Source organism: Undibacterium paludis, assembly GCF_022568815.1.
Lineage (GTDB): Bacteria > Pseudomonadota > Gammaproteobacteria > Burkholderiales > Burkholderiaceae_D > Undibacterium.
The window spans coordinates 58,108-78,964 of record NZ_JAKZHX010000017.1; the positions used below are offsets into that span (position 1 = coordinate 58,108).

At 53.2% G+C, this 20,857-nt stretch carries 21 protein-coding genes; 5 read left to right on the top strand and 16 right to left on the bottom strand.

The genetic code is table 11. The features are described from left to right. Positions 1-18: 18 nt before the first annotated feature. Positions 19-654, top strand: coding sequence for a TetR/AcrR family transcriptional regulator (locus LZ463_RS24425; RefSeq protein WP_241458919.1), 636 nt, complete (start codon positions 19-21; stop codon positions 652-654). On the opposite strand, the gene LZ463_RS24430 is transcribed toward LZ463_RS24425, so the two are convergent. From LZ463_RS24430 to LZ463_RS24465, 8 genes are all read right to left on the bottom strand, one after another. Further along, entirely contained in the window at positions 637-3,924 is a 3,288-nt protein-coding gene (locus tag LZ463_RS24430) for a hybrid sensor histidine kinase/response regulator (RefSeq protein ID WP_241458920.1), read from the bottom strand. The genes LZ463_RS24425 and LZ463_RS24430 overlap by 18 nt on opposite strands. 31 nt (positions 3,925-3,955) lie before the next feature. Beyond that, entirely contained in the window at positions 3,956-5,032 is a 1,077-nt protein-coding gene (locus LZ463_RS24435; RefSeq protein ID WP_241458921.1) for an HD domain-containing phosphohydrolase, read from the bottom strand. Between the two features lie 258 nt (positions 5,033-5,290). Then, positions 5,291-5,794 carry a chemotaxis protein CheW gene (locus LZ463_RS24440; protein WP_241458922.1) on the bottom strand — a complete coding sequence of 168 codons (504 nt, stop codon included), beginning with the start codon at positions 5,792-5,794 and terminating at the stop codon, positions 5,291-5,293. Between the two features lie 400 nt (positions 5,795-6,194). Further along, positions 6,195-6,827: an ANTAR domain-containing response regulator gene (locus LZ463_RS24445; RefSeq protein ID WP_241458923.1), complete on the bottom strand. Its 633-nt coding sequence runs from the start codon at positions 6,825-6,827 to the stop codon at positions 6,195-6,197. 190 nt (positions 6,828-7,017) lie between these two features. Then, positions 7,018-7,635 carry a DUF2946 family protein gene (locus LZ463_RS24450; protein ID WP_241458924.1) on the bottom strand — a complete coding sequence of 206 codons (618 nt, stop codon included), beginning with the start codon at positions 7,633-7,635 and terminating at the stop codon, positions 7,018-7,020. Further along, entirely contained in the window at positions 7,635-8,591 is a 957-nt protein-coding gene (locus LZ463_RS24455) for a YheT family hydrolase (protein ID WP_241458925.1), read from the bottom strand. The genes LZ463_RS24450 and LZ463_RS24455 overlap by 1 nt, the downstream gene beginning before the upstream one ends. Positions 8,592-8,612: 21 nt before the next feature. Beyond that, the gene (locus LZ463_RS24460) at positions 8,613-9,044 is read right to left on the bottom strand and encodes a YybH family protein (protein WP_241458926.1); all 432 of its coding nucleotides are present in this window, start codon (positions 9,042-9,044) and stop codon (positions 8,613-8,615) included. A 17-nt stretch (positions 9,045-9,061) separates the two neighbouring features. Further along, positions 9,062-9,265: a zinc-finger domain-containing protein gene (locus LZ463_RS24465; protein WP_241458927.1), complete on the bottom strand. Its 204-nt coding sequence runs from the start codon at positions 9,263-9,265 to the stop codon at positions 9,062-9,064. Between the two features lie 257 nt (positions 9,266-9,522). Here LZ463_RS24465 and LZ463_RS24470 point away from each other — a divergent pair, with 257 nt between their 5' ends. Continuing rightward, positions 9,523-10,281, top strand: coding sequence for an AzlC family ABC transporter permease (locus LZ463_RS24470; protein ID WP_241458928.1), 759 nt, complete (start codon positions 9,523-9,525; stop codon positions 10,279-10,281). After that, positions 10,278-10,601 carry an AzlD domain-containing protein gene (locus LZ463_RS24475; protein WP_241458929.1) on the top strand — a complete coding sequence of 108 codons (324 nt, stop codon included), beginning with the start codon at positions 10,278-10,280 and terminating at the stop codon, positions 10,599-10,601. Before LZ463_RS24470 ends, LZ463_RS24475 begins: the two co-directional genes overlap by 4 nt. Before the next feature lie 31 nt (positions 10,602-10,632). Here LZ463_RS24475 and LZ463_RS24480 read toward each other — a convergent pair whose 3' ends face one another. Next, positions 10,633-11,280, bottom strand: a complete 648-nt coding sequence (locus tag LZ463_RS24480) for a pyridoxamine 5'-phosphate oxidase family protein (RefSeq protein ID WP_241458930.1) — start codon at positions 11,278-11,280, stop codon at positions 10,633-10,635. A 108-nt stretch (positions 11,281-11,388) separates the two neighbouring features. Here LZ463_RS24480 and pdxR point away from each other — a divergent pair, with 108 nt between their 5' ends. Further along, positions 11,389-12,843: a MocR-like pyridoxine biosynthesis transcription factor PdxR gene (pdxR, locus tag LZ463_RS24485; protein ID WP_241458997.1), complete on the top strand. Its 1,455-nt coding sequence runs from the start codon at positions 11,389-11,391 to the stop codon at positions 12,841-12,843. Here the strand turns inward: pdxR and lnt are convergent. Together lnt and LZ463_RS24495 are read right to left on the bottom strand one after the other, a co-directional pair. Next, positions 12,840-14,423 (bottom strand): apolipoprotein N-acyltransferase, encoded by a 1,584-nt coding sequence (gene lnt / locus LZ463_RS24490; RefSeq protein ID WP_241458931.1) that lies wholly within the window; start codon positions 14,421-14,423, stop codon positions 12,840-12,842. The two genes, pdxR and lnt, sit on opposite strands and share 4 nt — an antisense overlap. Then, on the bottom strand, positions 14,416-15,294 hold the full coding sequence (locus tag LZ463_RS24495) for a CorC family transporter (protein WP_241458932.1): 879 nt from the start codon (positions 15,292-15,294) through the stop codon (positions 14,416-14,418). The genes lnt and LZ463_RS24495 overlap by 8 nt, the downstream gene beginning before the upstream one ends. A 397-nt stretch (positions 15,295-15,691) precedes the next feature. On the opposite strand from LZ463_RS24495, the gene LZ463_RS24500 reads away from it, so the two are divergent. Continuing rightward, positions 15,692-16,048, top strand: coding sequence for a DUF1304 domain-containing protein (locus LZ463_RS24500; RefSeq protein WP_241458933.1), 357 nt, complete (start codon positions 15,692-15,694; stop codon positions 16,046-16,048). A 132-nt stretch (positions 16,049-16,180) separates the two neighbouring features. Here the strand turns inward: LZ463_RS24500 and LZ463_RS24505 are convergent, their stop codons facing one another. From LZ463_RS24505 to miaB, 5 genes are all read right to left on the bottom strand, one after another. After that, positions 16,181-16,753, bottom strand: coding sequence for a gamma-glutamylcyclotransferase (locus LZ463_RS24505; RefSeq protein WP_241458934.1), 573 nt, complete (start codon positions 16,751-16,753; stop codon positions 16,181-16,183). A gap of 42 nt (positions 16,754-16,795) precedes the next feature. Continuing rightward, positions 16,796-17,713, bottom strand: a complete 918-nt coding sequence (locus tag LZ463_RS24510; RefSeq protein WP_241458935.1) for an ion channel — start codon at positions 17,711-17,713, stop codon at positions 16,796-16,798. A gap of 164 nt (positions 17,714-17,877) precedes the next feature. Further along, positions 17,878-18,354 carry an rRNA maturation RNase YbeY gene (gene ybeY / locus LZ463_RS24515; protein WP_241458936.1) on the bottom strand — a complete coding sequence of 159 codons (477 nt, stop codon included), beginning with the start codon at positions 18,352-18,354 and terminating at the stop codon, positions 17,878-17,880. Next, positions 18,338-19,438, bottom strand: a complete 1,101-nt coding sequence (locus LZ463_RS24520; RefSeq protein ID WP_489686149.1) for a PhoH family protein — start codon at positions 19,436-19,438, stop codon at positions 18,338-18,340. Before LZ463_RS24520 ends, ybeY begins: the two co-directional genes overlap by 17 nt. Continuing rightward, positions 19,435-20,775, bottom strand: a complete 1,341-nt coding sequence (gene miaB / locus LZ463_RS24525) for a tRNA (N6-isopentenyl adenosine(37)-C2)-methylthiotransferase MiaB (RefSeq protein WP_241458938.1) — start codon at positions 20,773-20,775, stop codon at positions 19,435-19,437. Before miaB ends, LZ463_RS24520 begins: the two co-directional genes overlap by 4 nt. Between the last annotated feature and the right edge of the window lie 82 nt (positions 20,776-20,857).

The following is a 20,857-nucleotide window of genomic DNA, read 5'->3' on the forward strand; positions in this document are numbered from 1 at the left end:
TGGATTCTGTACATGGTCATGTCTACTCGCGTTCAGGCCAGGCCTGCTGTCAGACGCAGAGCCCCGCGGCAGGCGCGTTCGCGTGCGACTGTAGAAGCCATCGTCACAGCCGGTGCTCATGTTCTGGGACGGTTGGGGTGGCAGGGTTTCACCACCAACCATGTTGCCGAAGTGGCCGGGGTCAGCATAGGGTCTTTGTATCAATACTTCCCGGACAAGTTTTCACTGATCGAGGCCATCAGGCAGAAGCATTTTGACGAAGTGCTTGACGTGTTGCGTGCACTGACCAGCGGACGTGTCTCACTCAAGAAGCGCATAGAGCAACTTGTCGATGGCATGTTTGCCGTACATGCTTCCCAACCGGCCCTGCACCGGGCTTTGCTGGAAGATGCGCCACTACGGGCAGAATCACAATCTGCCGACGCTGCTTTTCTGGCAGAGTATCTGGGACTCTATACCAGTTTCATCGCTTCAGTGAATAAAGGCGAAAAGCCGGGAAGAAATGAAATCATCGCACGTACGCTGGCGGCCGCCATCGAGGGCGCCGTTCATGATGCTGCAAGGCAGGGGGAAATGGAGGCCCTGGCGCGCAAGCAGGAACTGGTCCATCTGGTATATGCCTATTTGCGCACTTGTTCAAGCATCCAGACTTGATTTCAAGGCGGCAATGAAATGATGTTCTTCAACCAGTAGCAAAGGCAACTGGGCACTAGCCATTTCTCTTTTATCTTCTTTCAACAGAAATTCAATCGACATAATTTGGTCTACTAATGGCTTGGCGCCAAAATAACCGACCATTCCCCTCAATGTATGTGCGGTTCTCAACGCTGTTTTATGCTCACCAGATGCCAGGGCGGCTCTTAATCCTTTGATATGCTCGGGAATATTGCTTAGTGCAAGCTTGCCAATAATATTCATGATTTCTTCATCCGTTTTTTTCAGGGCATGCGCATAGTCGAATTGCGATGACTGAACGAGCTCATTGCCATCGGTAGTCAGTGCTGTTGTTGCTTCTGTAGCGTACTTGCCCATTACCTCTGCCAGGGTAGTGAACAGGGTTTCACGTTGTATTGGCTTGGAGATGTAGGCATCCATGCCGGCCTGCAGACATTTTTCCTTGTCTCCGGGCATGACATTGGCAGTCATCGCAATGATGGGTACATGCTTCCCTGTTCCCGCTTCTTTTGCACGAATCAATTTGGTCGCTTCTATACCGTCCATGACGGGCATCTGCATGTCCATTAATATGATGTCTACCTCGTTGGTTTTGAGTGCATCAATAGCCTGGCGTCCATTCTCACATAGTAGCACTGCATGTCCCGCGGCATTCAGCCAGCGCATTGCTACTTGCTGATTGATGACATTGTCCTCAACCAGCATCAGGCTCAGGGATCGATTTGATCTCTGTAGTCCAGCCTGCCTGACAACATCCTGATCTGGTTCCTGGCTTTCCCCGGTTGCCTGCCGTATAGCCTGTCGCAATTCAATGGGAGTGACGGGTTTCGGCAAACTGTGCCTGATACCTAGCTGCATGCAGCGCTCTGACTCGCCAGGTACTGAGGCCCTGGTCAGCAGCAATGTGGAGGGTATGCGAATGTTGTCTCTATTTTTTAAGGCCTGTACGAAATCATAACCATTTAGGCCCGGCATGTGGGCATCAATGATCAGCAGGCCGTAAGGCTGGCCTATGGCTGACGCATTTTGTATCTCAGCCAGGCCTTGTTCGGCGTTCTCTACGCAATGAGGGGCAAATCCCCAATTCATCAGAATATCAGCCAGGAACTGTAGGTTGGCGATATTGTCATCGATCACGATGGTTTTGGGGATGATGGTAAGCGGCATGACAGGGAGAATGGCAGCAGGCGTGTCGCTGACAATCATCTTGACTGTAAAATGAAAGGTGCTACCGCGACCAATCTGACTTTCTACCCATATCTTCCCCTCCATCATTTCAACGAGGCGTGAAGAAATTGACAAACCAAGACCTGTACCACCGAATTTGCGGGTGACAGAGTTGTCAGCTTGTGAAAACAATTCAAAAATACTTTGCTGCTTGTTTTCTGGTATGCCTATGCCGGTATCAGTCACCTTGAAATGCAGATTGATGTCCTGACCGGAAATTTTCTCATAACTGACCTTGATGACGATTTCGCCTGCGCTGGTGAACTTGATCGCATTACCTACGATATTGAAGAGTATCTGACGCAACCTGATTGGGTCTCCATTCAGTTTCTTATCGAGACCGCATTCAATGTCAGCTATCAGTTCAAGCCCTTTTTTCTCTGCCTGGATTGCCAAAGTCTTGATCGCCTCGGCGAGCACTGCACGCAAATCAAAATCGATATGTTCCAGTGACAGTTTGCCAGCTTCTATCTTGGAAGAATCCAGGATGTCATCAATGATGGTCATCAAGGAATTAGCGGACGATTTGATCAGACCGAGATAACGTTGTTGCTCTGTATCGAGCTCGGTTTCCAGGGTCAGATCGGTCATGCCGATAATGCCATTCATGGGGGTCCGTATTTCATGTGACATGGAAGCCAGAAAGAGACTTTTTGCGACATTGGCCGACTCAGCCATTTCCTTGGCTTGCAGCAACTCTTTTTCATGCTGTTTGCGTTCGGTAATGTCCTGGACTACACCGACAATACGAGAAGGTTTCCCTGTCGCCCCCTTGTCGAGCTGGCCAAAAGCGGCGATCCAGCACGTCGATCCGTCGCTGGGCCGGACAATCTTGAATTCCTGATCGAATCTGTACTCTGTTGCCAGTTTATCTAAAATTCTTTGATACACTTCTTTTCTTTGTTGTTTGGAAAGCAGGCGCAGCCAGGTCCTCATGTTTATTTCAGGGTTATGAGACAAACCAAAGAGCGAGAGGAGCATGTCTGAGCAGGTAAATCGGTGGGACTGCAAATCCAGCGCATAACTGCCAATGCGGCCAACTTCCTGCGAGTTACGCAGGGTTTTTTCTCTTTCCTTGAGCTTGACCTGGGTCGTTATTACTTTATTCTGCGCTCTGAATAACAACCAGAACAGCAACATGATGCTCAGGCTGACAACAAGTGCCAGTAAAAATACATTATTTCTGTGGGTGCGAAATGCAGCGGTCACTACGCCAATCGGTTCGCCGACCAGGAAGGTTAATTGGTACTCCTTTAGCCTTCTGTAGCCATACATGCGCTCAGTGCCATCAGTCTGGGCGATACGTTGAATGTTGCCGGTGCTTGCTTCTGGCGAGGTAAATAATTGCTGGGTGTCGATGGTTTTTCCCAAGTATTGTAACGAGTCCGGCGAACGAGCCATGATCACGCCGCTATCGCGCAAGACAGTAACGACACTGCCTGGCGGATTGTTGAATTTAAGTGTTATGGCTGTGAGCAGATTAGGGTCGATCGATAGCACGATCACACCGGCAAATTTTCCTGAACGCTGGATGGGACGTGTAAACTGTAAAGACCATTTGCGCGATACCTTGCCCAAGACCGGATTGCTGATATAAAGCCGGTCAAGTTCAGGCTGGCGCTGGTGTACAAGGAAATGTTCACGTTTGCTTAGATCAACCCTGTCATTGGGTTTGGCCAGATTAGAAAACTCCATGATGCCATCCTGATTGATGATGGCAATCTGAAAACTGATGTCCTGAACGATGCCTTGGCGCTTGTTGACCACATCGGCAAACTGTTGCCAGTCACCATCCCAGTCATCCCGGATGTCCAGCAACAGTTCATCAATGCGTTTGATGGTCGACAGCGCATATTCAGCAAAAAGCTGGGCCTGCGCATTGGTGCTGAATTTGACATCATTGACCTGGCTTCGATAATTGCGTTCCACTTCATACAACGCCAGACCCCAGATCAGAGCGATGATAAAAGTGAACAGGACGATTAACTGACGACGTATGCGTTTTTGTGCTTGCTCCATCATAACTCCCCGAAACAAAACATAGCCAGTGGGTTCAGGCTTTTGTCAACGTGCTCTCTTCCTGGATGATCACATCGTCGTTGAAACGGAGATGTATGTCGAGCACCTGGTCCCAGGCTGAGACAAACGCACGCACGCAGTCGGGGCAAAAATGCGTCCCCGCATTTTGCAGTAGGAATGCCTTTGCGTCCTCCATGGGCCAAGCATGCTTGTAAGGCCTTTCCGTCGACAGTGCGTCGAAAACATCGGCCACTGCGACAATACGGCCAGACCAGGGAATATCTTTACCACGCAAACCGTTAGGGTAACCATTGCCATCAAACTTTTCATGATGAGTGAGGGCGATCTCTTCCCCCAGTTTGATGACGGGTGCATTACTGCCTGCCAGTATGCTGGCGCCGATTACAGGATGTCGACGCATGATGGCGAGTTCTTCTGCTGTCAATTTGCCAGGCTTGAGCAGGATATGGTCAGGTATGCCGATTTTTCCAATGTCATGCATGGGGGCCGCCTCAAGCAGCAGTTCCTGAAAGTGTTTGTCCAGACCCAGTTGCTCGGCTATCAGCCTGGAGTAATGGGCCATACGATTGATGTGACCGCCTGTTTCCGGGTCGCGGAACTCTGCAGCCCGCGAAAGCCGGGCGATGAGTTCATGCTCTCTGTCTATCAGGGCGCCAGTTGCCTGCTCGACTTCATACTCTAGCAATTTGGCTTTGTCCTTAAGCAGGACCTGGGCATGACGCAGGTTGAGCAGATTGCGCATGCGAATGCGACATTCGGTAACATCAATTGGCTTGGCCAGGAATTCAGTCGCCCCCAACTGCAAAGCGCGGGTCCGGACATCTTTTTCATCTTCTGTTGTTACCATGATGATAGGGATGTCCTGGTAACCTGGCAGTTTTCTGACCAATTCAATAAAATCGTGGCCGTTGATTTCAGGCATCATATAGTCAACCAGTATCAGGTCATGCTCGCGGTCACGGCAGGCTGCCAATGCCAGTACCGGATCTTCAAATGCACTGACTGTGCTATCTGGCAAAGATTCTGCAAGTGAAGTTAGCAGGACGAGATTGAGCGCGCTGTCGTCCACAATCAGTATATTGGTAGTCATGGCTTCTCCTTGTGCTGAAAAATTGCTTAATTTTCAATTTTAACTATAGGTGAAAATGGATGATCAAACCAGTGAGTCATACTTGGACATGAGCAAGAAAACTGCTTGCCTTGCCAAAGCAGCCGACTTTGCCGGCAAGCTAATGACCTGATTGCTTGTGGCTGTTCGCGGCAGTTTCCTGTCATGATCGCCATCTGGATTCTTATGCTTTTGGGTGTCGGCGTGCACTGTTTTGGTGTTAGTGTGGTGTGCCTTCTACTAATTTAATAAACCTGCGGTCTGGTAGCATTTCTCGTATTCAAGACTAGCAAGAAGGGTATTCAGATCCAGTATCGTGACCAGCCTGTCTTGCATCGTGACTAGTCCCAGAATGTGCTGAGTATCTGTTTTACATGCGAAGGGGAGCACATCGGCTCGCATGATTTGTACAACTTCGTGGATTTGGCCTGCCAAGAGTCCCATTGGACCCTGTTCTGTATCGAGAATAATGGCTGTTCTGGGTGTTGAATCACCTGCAAGCTTAAAGCAGTGACACAAATCGACAAACGGAATAACGCTGCCGCGTAAGCTGGCAACGCCGCGCACATAGTCCGGTGAACCTGCGATCTGGGTCAGTGATACTTCTCCGCGTAATTCTCTGACGGACTTGATATTGATAGCATAAGCTTCGCTGGCGAGCATGAAGATCAGGAAATCACCATAAACGAGATTTGGTACGCCATGTGGGAGGTTTGTAGTTTGTGTAATGTCAGAAATTTTCATATTTGCTCCTTTGACCAGTTGCACAAGGCATTAGCTGATCGCTTGAAATGAGAATGGATTTCAAAAAGAATACGAATATGGCGGGTAATGGCCACGAGAACCGTGAAAATGCAGCGTAAAGGCAGCCTTCCAGGAGAGCGAAGAAAATCAGGGACAACAGAGCAGGAGGTTGTCAGTGATGCTGTTGTGGCAGCGTATTACTTCAGGTTTGATTTTACCTGACCTTTATTGCCATGTGGAAACATGAGACAAGATTTAACGATAGCCAGAACATTTTCTATTTACTGTGTCAATATGACATTGACATGCCAGGCTGCATGGCATGTTTGCGTTTGTGCTCGCTCTCAAAGATTTCCGTCATCGGCGTGTTTGCCGCAGTAGCGCCAATTGAGAAATATCCTCAAACGTTTTTCTTTTTGGCTTGAATCGCTGTGTGAAACTGATTGATAGTTTCTTCCGCACTCAGTACAGCATTGGCAATTTCCCTGATGGTTTTACGTTGCGACCTTGCCTGGCTGCGCATGATGTCAAATGCAGTGTGCCTGTCAGTTCGATAGTGTGCCATCAAGACACCAGTAGCTATGCTGATTTCCCTGCCGGTTGCGAGCGCATTGGTCAGATGGGATTCGGTTTTCCTCAGTCTTTTGATCTCTTCCGCACGGGCCAGACTGGCTTTTAATGTTGCCATGAGGCTGGAAATGTCTACTGGTTTGACCATGTAGCCTACGGCACCATATTCGACCGCTGTTTCCACAATATGAGCGTCACTGATTGCTGAGAGGAACATGAATGGCAAGCCCTGCAAGTCTCTGAGCTTGATGGCCAGCTCCAGGCCGGACATATCAGGCAGGTCAATATCAAGCATGGCAAGATCTGGTGCTTCCCTTTCTGCCGCAACCAGGGCCTCCAGGCCGGATACCGCTGTGACAACAGTGTAGCCTGCCTGTCGCAGGGTAGTTGCCAGTAGAGCCAGTGTTAGTGGGTCGTCATCAACAAGCAGGATATTTTCCATGGCCTGACTATCTATATTCAATGTGGCATCATTGGCTTACAGCATATCCCATATGAAAGATAAATGGTGATGTGGCGATGTTCAAGTGACGGGATGTGGCCTTCGGACGACAAGCGATGCGGAGTTTATCTAAGTGACATTCTTACGGCGAAAAGAACCTCTGTATCAGTGGAACAGTCTGGCGACCTGCGCATGGGGGGCAGCCTGTTGATTACTGCTTCACTGTTTCCAGTCGCGGCCTTGCGACATAGCCGAACTCATGCATCAGTTGATGTTCTTCACAACGCTGTACATCCAGGCATAAGCCATGTGTACCAGGTGGTTGCAGTTGCAGTTTGCCAGTATTGTTGGTATCGTCCAGCCACATCAGCAGGTCTTCTGCACTGGCAGTAACGTGATCGAGGCTGAGCCAGGTCAGGCATTCTGTCAGGTCTCGGTCATCGAGTTGGGCTAGAGTGTTGCCACTGCTGAGAAGCAGGTGTCCTTGCCGGTCCATAAAAACCAGTTCCGGGACAAAGTCCTGTTCTGTGTGATGCAGGGCAAAGCTGCCAGTGGCAGTTGTATGGGCGATGAATGGCGTGGCTGCCAGGTCGACATAGACGCGCTGCGGGCCATTCTGGAAATACCAGCAGCCATCGTCGCTGCAGGTATAGTTGCGGGCAATGAAGGCCAGCAGGGTGGGGTGGCGGATGATATCGCCTGTCAGCCCCAGGGCCTGACAGCGTTCGTCGCGCATGCGCCAGTTTCCACGGGCATCAAGCGCCAGCCAGCCATAGCAATGTGGCACATTTGGCCATTTGGCCATGGCTGCCTTGACGATCTCATCCATCAGCTATTCGCCTCGAAAAAGTGCAGTATCTTTTGCGGCAGCCAGTCCAGCTTGCCAGGTATGCCGCCAGTGGCAAAGCCGACGTGGCCACCGTGTTCCGGGTATTCCAGTGTGACGCAATCGGCTGCTTGTGCCGGCAGATGCCGGCCGGGCAGGAAAGGGTCGTTCCTGGCATTCAATACTAGGGTTGGTACCGTGATATCGTGCAGTATATGCTTGGCGCTGGCGCGATGCCAGTAATCATCGGTATCGAGATAACCATGCAGTGGTGCGGTGACGACATTATCGAATTCGTACAAATCCCTGGCATTGAGCATGGCATCACGATTGAACAGGCCGGGGAACTGGTCGAGTTTTTGCAGGCACTTGGGCTTCAGCGTCTTCAGAAACATGCGCGTGTAGATCATGTTGAAACCGCTGCCCAGCGACGCACCGCCCTGTGCCAGGTCCAGTGGTGCGGATACCGCACAGGCCGCGTTGATAATTTCTGCCTGGTGTTGTGATTCACCGAGCCAGCGCAGCAGGGCGTTGCCGCCAAGAGAAACACCGGCTGCGTAGAATTTACTGCCCGGATTTTTTTGCTGGTGAGCTGCATGCAGGCGGGCGATGATCCAGCCTATTTCCTGCGCGTCGCCAGAATGGTAAAAGCGCGGCGCCTGGTTGAGTTCGCCGGAGCAGCCGCGAAAATGCGGTATCGCGCCTGACCAGCCACGTTCACGCAGGGCCGCCATCATGGCGCGCGCATAGTGGCTGTCGCTGGAACCTTCCAGGCCATGGAAGAGTACGACAAAGGGTTTACCAGTTTCACCATCGAGAAAATCAACGTCAACAAAGTCTGCATCCGGTGTGGTCCAGCGTTCCCGCCGCAATGGTGTCAGCGGCTTGTCGATGAACAGCGCCGGGTAGATGGTTTGCAGATGGCCGCCGGGCAACCAGCGTGGTGAAATGTATTTCATTGACTCTTCGTCAGTGCAGGTTCAGTGCAAAACGCTGGCTTTAAACATGTCCAGCGGCGCCTTGCCTGATGCTACAGAAGTATGGTGCATGGTAATGCGCCAGCCATGCGGTGTTTTTACATAGACATTGGTAGCGAGGATATGCACATCCTGCTTGCCATCTGCCGTGCGCTGGAATTCTTCGATGACGCTATGGACTGCCGTCAGCATATTGTGGGTGGCATGCAATTGCACTGGCCGGATGTTGACACTGCCGCGCTCAAAAATGCTTTCCCATGAGCTGCGTATGGCTGCGTGGCCGATCAGCCTGGCGGCACCAGGGTGTATGCAGACGATTTCTTCGTCTTCAGCCCACAGGGCCATCATGCCGTCCAGGTCGGCACGGCTCATGGCATCGTAAAAGGCAGCCTCGACTTCGTCGGCACTGCCTATCAATTGCTTTTTGGCGGGCATGATGGTGTCAGTAAAAATTAATGCGCTTTGAGCTCGACGCCGGGTGCGAGCTTGTATTGGGTGCCGCAATACGAGCAGGTGGCTGAACCGCCATGGGACAGGTCCAGATAAACGCGCGGGTGCGAAGACCACAGGGGCATGGCCGGGTTAGGGCAGTGTGCGGGCAAATCCTTGGCTTGCAGTTCGACGACGTTATTGGTGGTGCTGGCGGGTGTAGACATGCTGACTCCGGTAAAAAAGTTGGTGCTGGAAGCGGTGCGGGCAGGGTTCTGGCCGGTACAGTCCTTCCAATGAATAATTGCCTTCGAGATTTTAACGGATTCTCGGGTGGCTGGGCTGTTTTAGCCCTCTATAAGCATCTTGTCGATGCCGGACAGGGCGCAATACATTTGTCAAACTGCCCATGAAACAGGCAGCGCGGGCAGATTTTTCCTTTCCCAGTTACAATAGTGCACTTTCCCGCTCTCTCCACACTCTCATGTCATTTGAATCAGACAAGGCCGCGTTCAAGGAAGGTTTGAGAGTAGGTGCACCCACCTGGTTTGGTGTGGGCGCCTGGGGACTGGTGGTAGGTATCGCCATGATCAAGGCCGGCCTGACACTGACGCAGGCCCTCGGCATGACCCTGCTGGTGTTTGCCGGATCAGCCCAACTGGCTTCGCTTCCCCTGATTGCTGCACATGCACCGGCCTGGGTGATTTTTGCCACGGCATTGGTGGTGAACCTGCGCTTCCTGATTTTTTCCGCCATCCTGGCGCCGCATTTTTCGCATCTGCCCTGGCGTACCCGCGCCTGGCTCGGTTTTTTGACTGGTGATATCTCGGTCGGCCTGTTCATGCAGCGTTACCCAGAGTTTGCTGAAGAAAAAGGCAAGCTGGCGTACCTCAAGGCCCTGGTCTTCCCTAACTGGGTAGCCTGGCAAAGCGGTTCTGTGATTGGCATCCTGCTTGGCAGCCAGGTACCGACCAGCTGGGGGCTGGGCTTTGCCGGTACCCTGGCCATCCTGTGCATCATGCTGCCACTGATCATCAATCGTGCTGCTTTTGCCGGTGTAGTGGTGGCGGGCATCTGTGCCTTGCTCGCAGTTAACCTGCCCTACAAACTCGGACTGCTGCTGGCGGTCTTGCTGGGCATGGGTACGGCCATGATGCTGGAAGAGTTTTTGGAAGGTAAAAAAACTGCAGTAAAAACGGAACCAGCCACATCCGGCAAATGCCAGGAAAGGGAGCCATCATGAGCGATTGGGAAATCTGGCTCGTCATCATCCTGCTGACCCTTGCTACCTTCATTGCCCGTAGCGGCTTCTGGCTGGTCGGCCATCATATCAACCTGCCCAAGCGGGCGCAGGAAGCATTGCGCTATGCCCCCGCCTGCGCCCTGGCGGCGATCATCGTACCTGATCTGCTGCTTGCCAACGGCCAGGTGGAAGTCAGCCTGGACAACCCGCGCCTGCTGGCGGGTTTGCTGGCAACGGCTTTCTTTTTGGTACGCAAGAACATGTTGCAGACCATATTTTTTGGCATGGCCGTATTCACCTATATCAGGTTGGGTTTGTAGCTGGAGTGAAGGCTCTTTTTTCCATGCAAAGTCAGCGCGCCCAGTTACGCACGTAATCCGGTGCTTCTACACGGCAATACTCGTCAGCGACTGGTGTGGCAGGCGTCAACACCAGGGGCAGGACCCCGGCCCAGGCGGGGATATCCATGTCCTCGGCATCATCAACCGGGCCGCCAGTACGTATTTTGACAGCAGCCTCATCCAGGGCGATACGCATGACAGTGGTGGCTGCCATTTCCTTGATGCTGCCGGGTCTGACCTGAGTCTGCCTGCCAGGGGCCAGTTTTTCCATGAACAGGGCCAGGGCCTGATGCTTGTCAGCTTCATCCGTGACCCGCTCAAAGCAGCCATAGATCATGGCCGAACGATAATTCATGGCATGGTTGAAAGCTGAACGGGCCAGCACTAGGCCATCGAGATGAGTGATGGTGATACAGGCTTGCACACCGCTGGTCAATAACCTGGTCAGACGACCGCCATTAGAGCCGTGGATATACAGATAATCGTCTTGTCGCCAGCAGGCGGTCGGTATGCAATGCGTGCCCTTGCCATCATCAAAGGCAATGTGGCAAAGATGGGCAGCGTCGATGACTGCATGCAGGCTGGCCTGCTCATAGCTGGCAAGCTCCGCCAGCCGGCGAATGCGGGTACGGTCGCTGGGTGCGCTCCTGGTATTCATGTTCCTGGTCCTCGAAAGTGATAGCGAGGCGGACTATAATTGATGACTGGCTCTTTAGAAAGATCCAGGATCATCAATTATTTTAGGGCCAAAAATAAACTGTGCATGATGGATTACGCATTATTGTTTGAACATTTTTCTGATGAGCACAAACGACTGGCATGGTCACGCCAACGTCTGTTGCATGAATGCCTGCGTACTGCCATCAGGAGTGGAAAACTGGCTGCCGGCACGCGCCTGCCGGCAAGCCGCCTGCTTGCTGCTGAATTGACGCTGGCACGCAATACTGTACTGTATGCCTACGAACAACTGGCTACGGAGGGCTATGTCGACGCCGACAAGCGCGGCACCGTCGTAGCGCAGGTGGAGCTGAAGCGAGCAAAGACCGGAGCGCCAGTCGTGGCAACTACACCGCTGCTGTCGCAGCGCAGCCGTATTAATGCGCCCTTGCTCGACACGACGTCGATGCATGCCTTTGCACCGGGTGTGCCGGCACTCGATGCATTTCCGCTTGGGCCATGGCGGCATTTGCAGGCCAGGGCCTGGCGCAGGATGGGGGCGCAGCAGCTCAACTATGGCGAATCGGCAGGAGAACTGCCTCTGCGTGCCGCTATCGCAGATTACCTGCGTGTGTCACGTGGTGTACTCTGCGATGTTGAACAGGTCTTCATTACCGATGGCACCCAGGCCAGCCTGGGCATATGCACCCAGGTATTCGCCGATGCCGGCCAGCAGGTCTGGATGGAAAACCCCGGCTATCACGGCGCCAGGACGGCGTTTACTGCTGCCCAACTACGGATACGCGGCATCCATGTGGATCAGGATGGCATTGCCACGGCTGCCAGCGACTGGCAAGACTACCCGCCCAGGCTGATTTATGTCACTCCTTCTCACCAGTATCCGCTGGGCCATGTGCTCAGCCTGGTACGGCGTATGACCCTGATAGAGCAGGCCAGGGCTTGTGGTGCACTGATCATAGAAGATGACTACGACAGCGAATTCAGGCATGACGGCCCGCCTTTGCCCGCCATGCAGGGCCTGGCAGCGGATGCACCTGTGCTGTACCTGGGTACTTTCAGCAAGACCATGTTCCCTGCTTTGCGTATTGGCTTTATGGTGGTGCCCAGAAACCTGGTGGCAGCATTGCATGATTTTCTGGAGCGGGCGGCACCGCGTGGCCGCGCTGTGGATCAACTGGCCCTGGCAGAATTCATCCGCAATGGCCAGTTCGCCAGCCACTTGCGCCGCATGCGCAGACTGTACAGGCAAAGACGTGATGCGATGGTGGCAGCACTGGAACGGCATGCGGGGTCTGCAGGCCAGATACAGGGGGCCAGCACCGGCATGCACCTGAGCCTGGCACTGACGTCAGAGGTACCAGACAGCCTGATCAGTACCAGAGCACATGAACTGGGCATAGTTGCCCAGGCATTGAGCGCCCATGCCGCAGAGTCTGGCAAAGCTGCTGGCAATGGTTTGATACTCGGCTATGCCCAGGTCGATGCCGCATTGATGGATGAGCGTATCAGGCAGCTGGCAAAAGTCATTCTGCTTGCAGACTAGATGCGTTCCGGCCGGTTTTGTGTACGTCCGCGAAAAAACGCCAGCATCAGGCTCAGGCCTATGAGGCCCAGCACGCCCCAGTTACCAACCAGTATGTAAGGCGTCAGACCAGTGCGGCCCTGTACTTTCACGCTCAGGGTATCGCGTCTGTTTTCTGGCAGCAGTGCTTCGACCTTGCCACCGGGGATTATGTAAGCTGTTGCACCGGTATTGGTGGAACGCAGCATGGGCCTGCCGGTTTCCATTACCCGCATCTGCGAGATTTGCAAGTGCTGAGGTATGGCGAAAGAATTGCCGTACCAGGCCAGGTTGGACACATTCAGCAAAATGCTGGCGACCGGCTGGCCGGCCGCATGCTGTGCCGACAATTGTGCAGCAATTTCTTCGCCGAACAAATCTTCATAACAGATATTCGGCATCACCCACTGGCCCGCCACTTTCATCGCTGGCTGTATGGGTCCACTGGTAGAAAATTCACCCATGGGGATGGACATCAGCTTCACAAACCAGCGAAACCCGGGGGGGATGAATTCACCAAAAGGTACCAGATGGTGCTTGTCATAGCGATAGGGTTGATTGCCATACTGGCGTGAAAAACCGAGCACGCTGTTGGAATACCGGTCGCCCCCATCATGCACACCCAGACCCAGTATCAGGGTGCTGTTATTGTCCATCATGTAGGTGTTGAGCGCAGGCAGGTAGTCGGGCGGCAATTGCGATGACAGCATGGGCAAGGCTGTCTCCGGTGTCACGATCAAGTCAGCCGGTGCTGCCATCACCATGTCGTGATACAGCGCCAGCGAGTCATTCAGGTGATCCTGGTCAAACTTCATGTCCTGAGCCACATTGCCTTGCAAGAGCCGCACCTGTATGGCTTCACCTTGCGGTCTGGTCCATTCCACCTGTTGCAGGGCTAGCCCGCCAAGAAAGACCGCCAGCAGCAACACGGCCAGGCTGATTTTTTTTTGGCGATTAACCGTAGGGTGTGGCAGCAGGGCCAGCGCGACCGAAAGCAGGGCGCTGATCCAGCACAGGCCCAGCACACCGATGACTGGGGCATAGCCAGCCAGTGTGCTGTGCGTATGGGCATAACCTGATATCGACCAGGGAAAACCGGTCAGCAGCCAGATGCGCAACCACTCTGCCACGGTGAACAGTGCCGGCAAGAGCAGCAAACCGGTCATCGTGGCGGACAGCTTCCAGCGCTGACGCAAACTGTGCGTTATATAGGCAGCTACCGCAAAATACAGGGACAGGGCACCCGTCAAAAACAGCAATGCCAGCGCAGACAATATCCAGGGCAGGCCACCAAATACTGACATCGCATACACCAGCCAGCTGACGCAGCCGCTTAACCAGCCCAGGCTATACGTCCAGGCCAGCCAGCCCGATTGCCTGCGGCTGAAAGAGGTATTGCCTTCACGCAGCAACAGGGTGAACAACAAGGCCATGCCGATGACTTGTACCGGCCAGAATTGAAAAGGGGCAAAAGAAAGAAAGTTCAATCCCCCTGCCACCAGCATCAGCAGCAGGGAAGAACGAAAGGACAGGGACGACAGCAAACCAGCTGCCTTATTCATCGGCACGCACAGTCGGTCTTTGTTCCAGCAGCAGCATTTGCACCTCGCGCGCATCGGCACGCAAGACTTCAAAGTACAGATTGCCTATCGAGAACTCGTCGCCCATATGTGGCAGCTCACCCATATAGTCGGCCACATAGGCGCCTATGGTTTCTGCATGGTCGGACGCCAGGGTGGTGCCCAGGGTGTTGTTGAACTGTTCAAGATCAGTCTGGCCCTTGATGCGCCAGCGCTTGCCATTACCCTTGCTTTCCAGCGGGAGGATATTGTCTTCTTCTTCCTCGAAGTCATATTCATCTTCGATGTCGCCGACAATCTGCTCAAGCACGTCTTCTATCGTGATCAGGCCGGACACGCCGCCGTATTCATCAACCACCATGGCGATATGGTTGCGGTTGGCACGGAAATCGCGCAGCAGGATGTTGAGGCGTTTTGATTCCGGGATATAAATGACGGGACGCAGCATTTCGCGCACATCAAAGGCCTCGGATGCGTAATAACGAAGCAAATCCTTGGCCAGCAAGATACCCACCACCTTGTCACGGTCACCATCAACGGCAGGGAAGCGTGAGTGCGCTGTTTCCAGCACTTCCGGCATCCATTCTTCTATGGGGTTGGAAATATCAATGACGTCCATTTGCGCGCGCGGCACCATGATATCGCGTGCGCAAAGGTCAGATACCTGGAACACTCCCTCTATCATCGCCAGTGCATCGGCATCGATCAGGTTGCGTTCTTGTGCTTCGTGCAGAACTTCGAGCAGTTCTGCGCGGTTTTCAGGTTCGGGTGAAATCAGGGCGGTCAAGCGTTCAAACAATGACCTGTGGGGTTTAAGGTCAGTTGGCCTGACCTTACTAGAGTGCTCTTGCATAATGGGCGTAACGCCGTTGTTTCAATCCTACAGAATACAACAAATGTGCTGCGTTGCCCAAATTTTGAAGAGGGCTTTGTAAAAATAGCAGCACCGCAACAAGGGAATGTGATTGTTTTTGCAATATTGTAGTGTAGGTCATTACCCTGTCATGGACCCATGTTAAGGCCCACTGGTGAGGGGGATTGCTGTCGATCCTGGCTTGCCCCGTTGAAAGTGACAAATGTGTCACTTTCAACACTGTAAAAAGACCTCGATGTCACTTACAGTATGGTGTAGTCCCTGCCTGTAATGGTTGGGCAGGGCCAATGCAACAAACACAACAAACACAACAAACACAACAAACACAACAAACACAACAAACACAACAAACACAACAAACACAACAAGGGGAATCATGCTACTCGTCGCCAATATCATCACCGGCATCGTCGCCGCCCTGCATATCTACTTTCTGGTACTGGAGATGTTCCTCTGGGACAAACCCATGGGCTTGCGCACCTTCCGCAACACGCCGGAAAAAGCAGAAATCACCAAGGTACTGGCGGCCAACCAGGGGCTGTATAACGGTTTCCTGGCGGCCGGCCTTGTCTGGGGCTTGCTGATGGGAGGGTACGAGGGCTTTCACGTAAAGATTTTTTTCCTCACCTGCGTCATCGTGGCCGGCGCCTATGGCGCTTATTCTGTCAGCCGCCGCATCCTATACGTACAGGCAGCGCCGGCTCTGGCCGCCCTGGTCCTGCTGCACTTCTGATCCATTCACCCCGCACGCTGTGCGGGTGCGGGCCATGCTGGTCAGGTTGTGCAACTCGTCTGTGATTGTAGATGGCGCGGCGATGACAATGATGTCGGATAACAGGTTTCCTCGCCCATCCCATCACCGTCATCAGGTGTGACGGCGCAATGCTGCCAGATGGCGTTCGATGTCGAACACATGCTGGTCATGCCAGCCTCGTTCACGCAGGGCGCTGGCCAGATGGTTGAGGTAATCACTATTGGATCCGCTGGGACCGGTTGAACGGGCAATGTGGCGTGCGATTTCCTGTTCGGAGGCGGGCCCCAGGAAAGCCGTGTTGTCCGGTGTGGCGATGTAGACCAAACCTTCTACACTGTCACCATCTTCAAACATGATGGGAATGGCCAGCCGCAGATAACCATTCTTCTCCCTGTGATCCAGATGAGAGAATACCTCCGGCGTCACCAGATAAGCCATGCCATGGCAGGTGGCGCCGGGCTCTGCAATAAGGGTTACCACGCGGCCCGGTGCTTCCGGTGTACCACGGTGGTCGTGCGAACCCTGCCAGAAACGGCGCGTCCAGTCGGCGATACTGGCTGGACGGCGTTCCAGGTAGGGGAAGTCGGTTTTGTAAATCAGGGAGCCGTAACCGAACAGCCAGACGCTGTGGTGACCATCAAACTGATCCATCATCTGGTTGATGGCGGTAGTGTCTGCTGTCATGAGGGATGTTGTCCTTGCCTGATTGCGTCTGCATGATCATCTTCATGCAACTGCTTTATTCACCTGGTCGATAGCCACGTCCTTGATTTCTTCTGATTCATGGAAGCGAGAATAGTGAATGTGCTGAATTTGCTGTTCATCCAGCTCGTTTTCAAACACGTCGACGTAGCGGTGGTTCCAGTGTATTTCGCTGCAAGGGTAATACTGGCGCGCCCTTTGCGGCTGGTTGGTGGTCTCGTCGACACCTTCTATGCTCAGTATCAGTGAGGCATTGATTTTTTTTAATGCCTCACTGTCCAGACCAAACAAGGGGCTGCTTTCATCGATCACATGGATGACGGTCCAGCCCAGGACGAAGAGGGGGTGCTGATCCCTCTCCAGCTTCATGTCGACGATCTTGCGGAAATTGCCCAGGGTGGCTGAATTTTCATCACGCATCAGTCTGAGTCTGGCTGAGGCTTCGCTGATGATATTCATGCGGGCATTGGCCATGCGTATCAGCAATACACGCTTGCCATCCGCGATGTGACTGACCGGATGCTGTGCAAAAACGATGCTGGAACGTGGTCGTGAAAAGCGGGCAAACATGACACCGGTAATCAGGGCGACACTGGCCATGCCGACAAAAATTTCCAGCGTTGCCACGCTGTGCCCATATACGGTTTGCGGATGCATGTCACCATAGCCAACCGTGGCCAGCGTTTCTACGCTGAAGAAAAAAGCACCAAGAAAACTGTTCGGTTGCAAGTTGCCAATGGGATTGGCACCGAGCATGAACAGGCTGGCAAAACAGACATTCAGCGCCAGAAAAACCGCGCCCACACCGGCAAAGAAAACCGGCCAGGTAGAGGTCATCGCATAATAGTAAATGTCCTGCACGAAATGGGTATGCAAGCCGTGCGCAATGACGGTGCGTCCACCCATGGTAATACGTCTGCCACGTGTTTCGATTTTGGCCATGGTCAATCTCTGGTATCGTTATCTATCCAGGGTTTATACCCCTTCCTCTTCAAGCGGAAGGGCATGTTGGAGATCGGTACAGGTATGGGGTAAATTGATGCGTGATCAAATTTGCGTAACCACTATCACCGATGGGGCGCTCTTGATGCTGAGCTGGATTGCAATCAGGTTTCCCGGTAAGGATTTTCCAGCCCCAAGCCTGCCAGTATCTCTATCTCCAGCGCTTCCATCTCTTCGGCTTCATCATCTTCTTCATGATCATAACCTTGCGCATGCAAAACGCCATGCACGATCAGGTGCTGTGCGTGCTCGAGTACGGTTTTCTTCTGTTCTGCCGCTTCTTTTTCCAGTACATCGGTACACAGGATGATGTCTGCCTGGGTCACTTCGGCATCTTCATCTTCGGTATAGGCAAAGGTCAGCACATTGGTGGCGTAGTCCTTGCCACGGTAGTCGTGGTTGAGTACCTGCCCCTCTTCTGCATCGACAAAGCGCAAGGTGATTTCAGCAGGGAAGAACAGCGCAGCCTGCACGGTTTTGCGTATCAGCGGCCGGGTCAGCAATTCCTGCAGGCGTTTATCTGCATATTGCACTGACAGCGTCAGTTTGTGTTTGGGTTCAGACTTACTTTTTACGGCCATGATGAGCAGTGCTTAAGGGAGTTGCAGGTTTTAACAGGCCGATCGCTGCACTATTGGCAGTTGCATTGGCGTTGGCGGTTTCATAGGCGTCGACAATACGCGCCACCAGCGGGTGACGTACTACGTCAACGCTGCCAAAGCGGGCAAAGGCAATGCCGCGTACGCCTTCCAGCACCTGGCAGGCGTCGACCAGGCCACTCTTCTGGTTGCGCTGCAAGTCAATCTGGGTAACATCGCCCGTGATGACCGCCTTGCTGCCAAAACCAATGCGCGTCAGGAACATCTTCATCTGCTCTGGTGTCGTGTTCTGCGCTTCATCAAGAATCACAAAGGCATGGTTCAATGTCCGGCCACGCATATATGCCAGTGGTGCGATTTCGATGATCTGCTTTTCGAACATCTTTTGTGTGCGGTCAAAGCCGAGCAGGTCATACAGGGCGTCATACAGGGGACGCAGGTAAGGATCTACCTTTTGCGTCAGGTCGCCAGGCAAAAAGCCCAGGCGTTCCCCCGCTTCCACGGCCGGGCGTGTCAGCACAATGCGTTTGACGGCGTCACGCTCCAGTGCATCAACGGCGCAGGCGACGGCGAGGTAAGTCTTGCCGGTACCGGCAGGACCTATGCCAAAGCTGATGTCATGCTCAAGTATGGCCTTGATGTAATGGTTTTGATGCGGCGTACGCCCGCGCAGGTCGCTGCGGCGGGTTTTCAGCAGCGGGCTTTCTATGTCGGCATCTTCCGGCAGTTCTGCATCGATGGCGACAGCACCAGCCAGTTCATCGATCTCGGCCTTGCCTGACTTCAGGTTTTTGCTGGTACGTTGCTCCACCAGGGCCAGTTGCACTTCATCGATGGAAATGACTTTTTTTGCCAGGCCATAAAAATGCTCAAGTATCTCTATCGCCTTGTCGGCATTGTGGCCGCTGACAATAAATTTCTCACCACGGCGGAATATCGTCACATCGAGTGCTGACGAAATCTGCCGCAGGTTCTCATCCAGTGGCCCGCACAGGTGCGCCAGGCGGGTGTTGTCCAAGGGCTGAGGGATGAAGTGTGCCACCGGCACCGGTGTTTTTGCCATTATGCTGTCACTGCCTCTTCGACTAGTTCGCCGCGCAAGGAATAGTTATAGGATTCGGTAATACGGGTATCGACCAGGGTACCGATCAGCTCTTTGGGGCCTGCAAAATTGACGACGCGATTGTTTTCTGTACGACCCTGCAATTCCGCCGGGTTCTTGACTGATGGGCCATCCACCAGGATGCGTTGCACAGTACCTATCATGGCGTTACTGTACTTTTTGGTATTGGCGTCGATGACAGCCTGCAAATGCTGCAAACGGCGCAGCTTCAATTCTGCCGGGGTGTCGTCTTCCAGGTTGGCCGCTGGTGTGCCAGGGCGCGGGCTGAAGATGAAGCTGAAACTGTTATCAAAGCCGATGTCATCGATCAGTTTCATCAGTGCATTGAAGTCTTCATCGGTTTCACCAGGGAAGCCGACGATAAAGTCTGATGATACCGCAATATCCGGACGCACCTGCTTCAGGCGGCGCAGCACCGACTTGTATTCGATGGCGGTATAGCCGCGCTTCATCGCCGACAGGATGCGGTCAGAACCGTGTTGCGCCGGCAGGTACAGGTGATTGACCAGCTTGGGCACCTTGGCATAGCAGTCGATCAGGCGCTGGGTAAATTCTTTTGGGTGGCTGGTGACAAAGCGTATGCGCTCTATCTGCGGGAATTCGGCAATATATTCGATCAGCAGGGCAAAGTCGGCGATTTCGCCATCTTCCATCAGGCCGCGGTAGGCATTGACGTTCTGTCCCAATAGCGTGATTTCCTTGACACCCTGTTCAGCCAGGCCTGCCACTTCGGCCAGCACATCTTCAAACCGGCGCGACACTTCTTCGCCACGGGTGTAAGGCACCACGCAATAACTGCAATACTTGCTGCAACCTTCCATGATGGATACATAGGCGCTCGCACCTTCGACACGGGCGGGTGGCATATGGTCAAACTTCTCGATTTCAGGGAAGCTGATATCGACTTGCGAACGGCCTGAATCACGTCGTGCATTGATCAGTTGCGGCAAGCGGTGCAGGGTTTGCGGGCCAAATACCACATCCACATAGGGCGCACGCTTGATGATGGCTTCGCCTTCCTGCGATGCCACGCAGCCGCCGACACCGATCAGCAGATCAGGCTTGTTACGCTTCAATTCACGCAGGCGGCCCAGGTCAGAGAATACTTTTTCAGACGCCTTCTCTCGCACACTGCAGGTGTTGAGCAGGATCACGTCTGCATCTTCAGGTGTGTCCGTCTTGATCATGCCTTCATTGGCATTCAAGACATCAGCCATCTTGTCCGAGTCGTACTCGTTCATCTGGCAACCAAAGGTTTTGATAAATACTTTTTTTTGCATAATCTTCTACTTGCTAAGGGGACTGCAGCTACTCTTGCTTCAGTAGCCCTGAGCAAGTGCTTTCTATTAGAACTTACGCAAA

Bases quoted from the DNA above. Each gene is read 5' to 3' on its own strand.
- LZ463_RS24450 (WP_241458924.1), bottom strand. From the start codon at position 7,635: ATGGATGAGATCGTCAAGGCAGCCATGGCCAAATGGCCAAATGTGCCA.
- LZ463_RS24470 (WP_241458928.1), top strand. From the start codon at position 9,523: ATGTCATTTGAATCAGACAAGGCCGCGTTCAAGGAAGGTTTGAGAGTA.
- pdxR (WP_241458997.1), top strand. From the start codon at position 11,389: ATGGATTACGCATTATTGTTTGAACATTTTTCTGATGAGCACAAACGA.
- miaB (WP_241458938.1), bottom strand. From the start codon at position 20,775: ATGCAAAAAAAAGTATTTATCAAAACCTTTGGTTGCCAGATGAACGAG.
- LZ463_RS24425 (WP_241458919.1), top strand. From the start codon at position 19: ATGTCTACTCGCGTTCAGGCCAGGCCTGCTGTCAGACGCAGAGCCCCG.
- LZ463_RS24510 (WP_241458935.1), bottom strand. From the start codon at position 17,713: ATGGCCAAAATCGAAACACGTGGCAGACGTATTACCATGGGTGGACGC.
- lnt (WP_241458931.1), bottom strand. From the start codon at position 14,423: ATGAATAAGGCAGCTGGTTTGCTGTCGTCCCTGTCCTTTCGTTCTTCC.
- LZ463_RS24465 (WP_241458927.1), bottom strand. From the start codon at position 9,265: ATGTCTACACCCGCCAGCACCACCAATAACGTCGTCGAACTGCAAGCC.
- LZ463_RS24440 (WP_241458922.1), bottom strand. From the start codon at position 5,794: ATGAAAATTTCTGACATTACACAAACTACAAACCTCCCACATGGCGTA.
- ybeY (WP_241458936.1), bottom strand. From the start codon at position 18,354: ATGGCCGTAAAAAGTAAGTCTGAACCCAAACACAAACTGACGCTGTCA.
- LZ463_RS24460 (WP_241458926.1), bottom strand. From the start codon at position 9,044: ATGCCCGCCAAAAAGCAATTGATAGGCAGTGCCGACGAAGTCGAGGCT.
- LZ463_RS24435 (WP_241458921.1), bottom strand. From the start codon at position 5,032: ATGACTACCAATATACTGATTGTGGACGACAGCGCGCTCAATCTCGTC.
- LZ463_RS24480 (WP_241458930.1), bottom strand. From the start codon at position 11,280: ATGAATACCAGGAGCGCACCCAGCGACCGTACCCGCATTCGCCGGCTG.
- LZ463_RS24505 (WP_241458934.1), bottom strand. From the start codon at position 16,753: ATGACAGCAGACACTACCGCCATCAACCAGATGATGGATCAGTTTGAT.
- LZ463_RS24495 (WP_241458932.1), bottom strand. From the start codon at position 15,294: ATGCAAGAGCACTCTAGTAAGGTCAGGCCAACTGACCTTAAACCCCAC.
- LZ463_RS24475 (WP_241458929.1), top strand. From the start codon at position 10,278: ATGAGCGATTGGGAAATCTGGCTCGTCATCATCCTGCTGACCCTTGCT.
- LZ463_RS24430 (WP_241458920.1), bottom strand. From the start codon at position 3,924: ATGATGGAGCAAGCACAAAAACGCATACGTCGTCAGTTAATCGTCCTG.
- LZ463_RS24500 (WP_241458933.1), top strand. From the start codon at position 15,692: ATGCTACTCGTCGCCAATATCATCACCGGCATCGTCGCCGCCCTGCAT.
- LZ463_RS24455 (WP_241458925.1), bottom strand. From the start codon at position 8,591: ATGAAATACATTTCACCACGCTGGTTGCCCGGCGGCCATCTGCAAACC.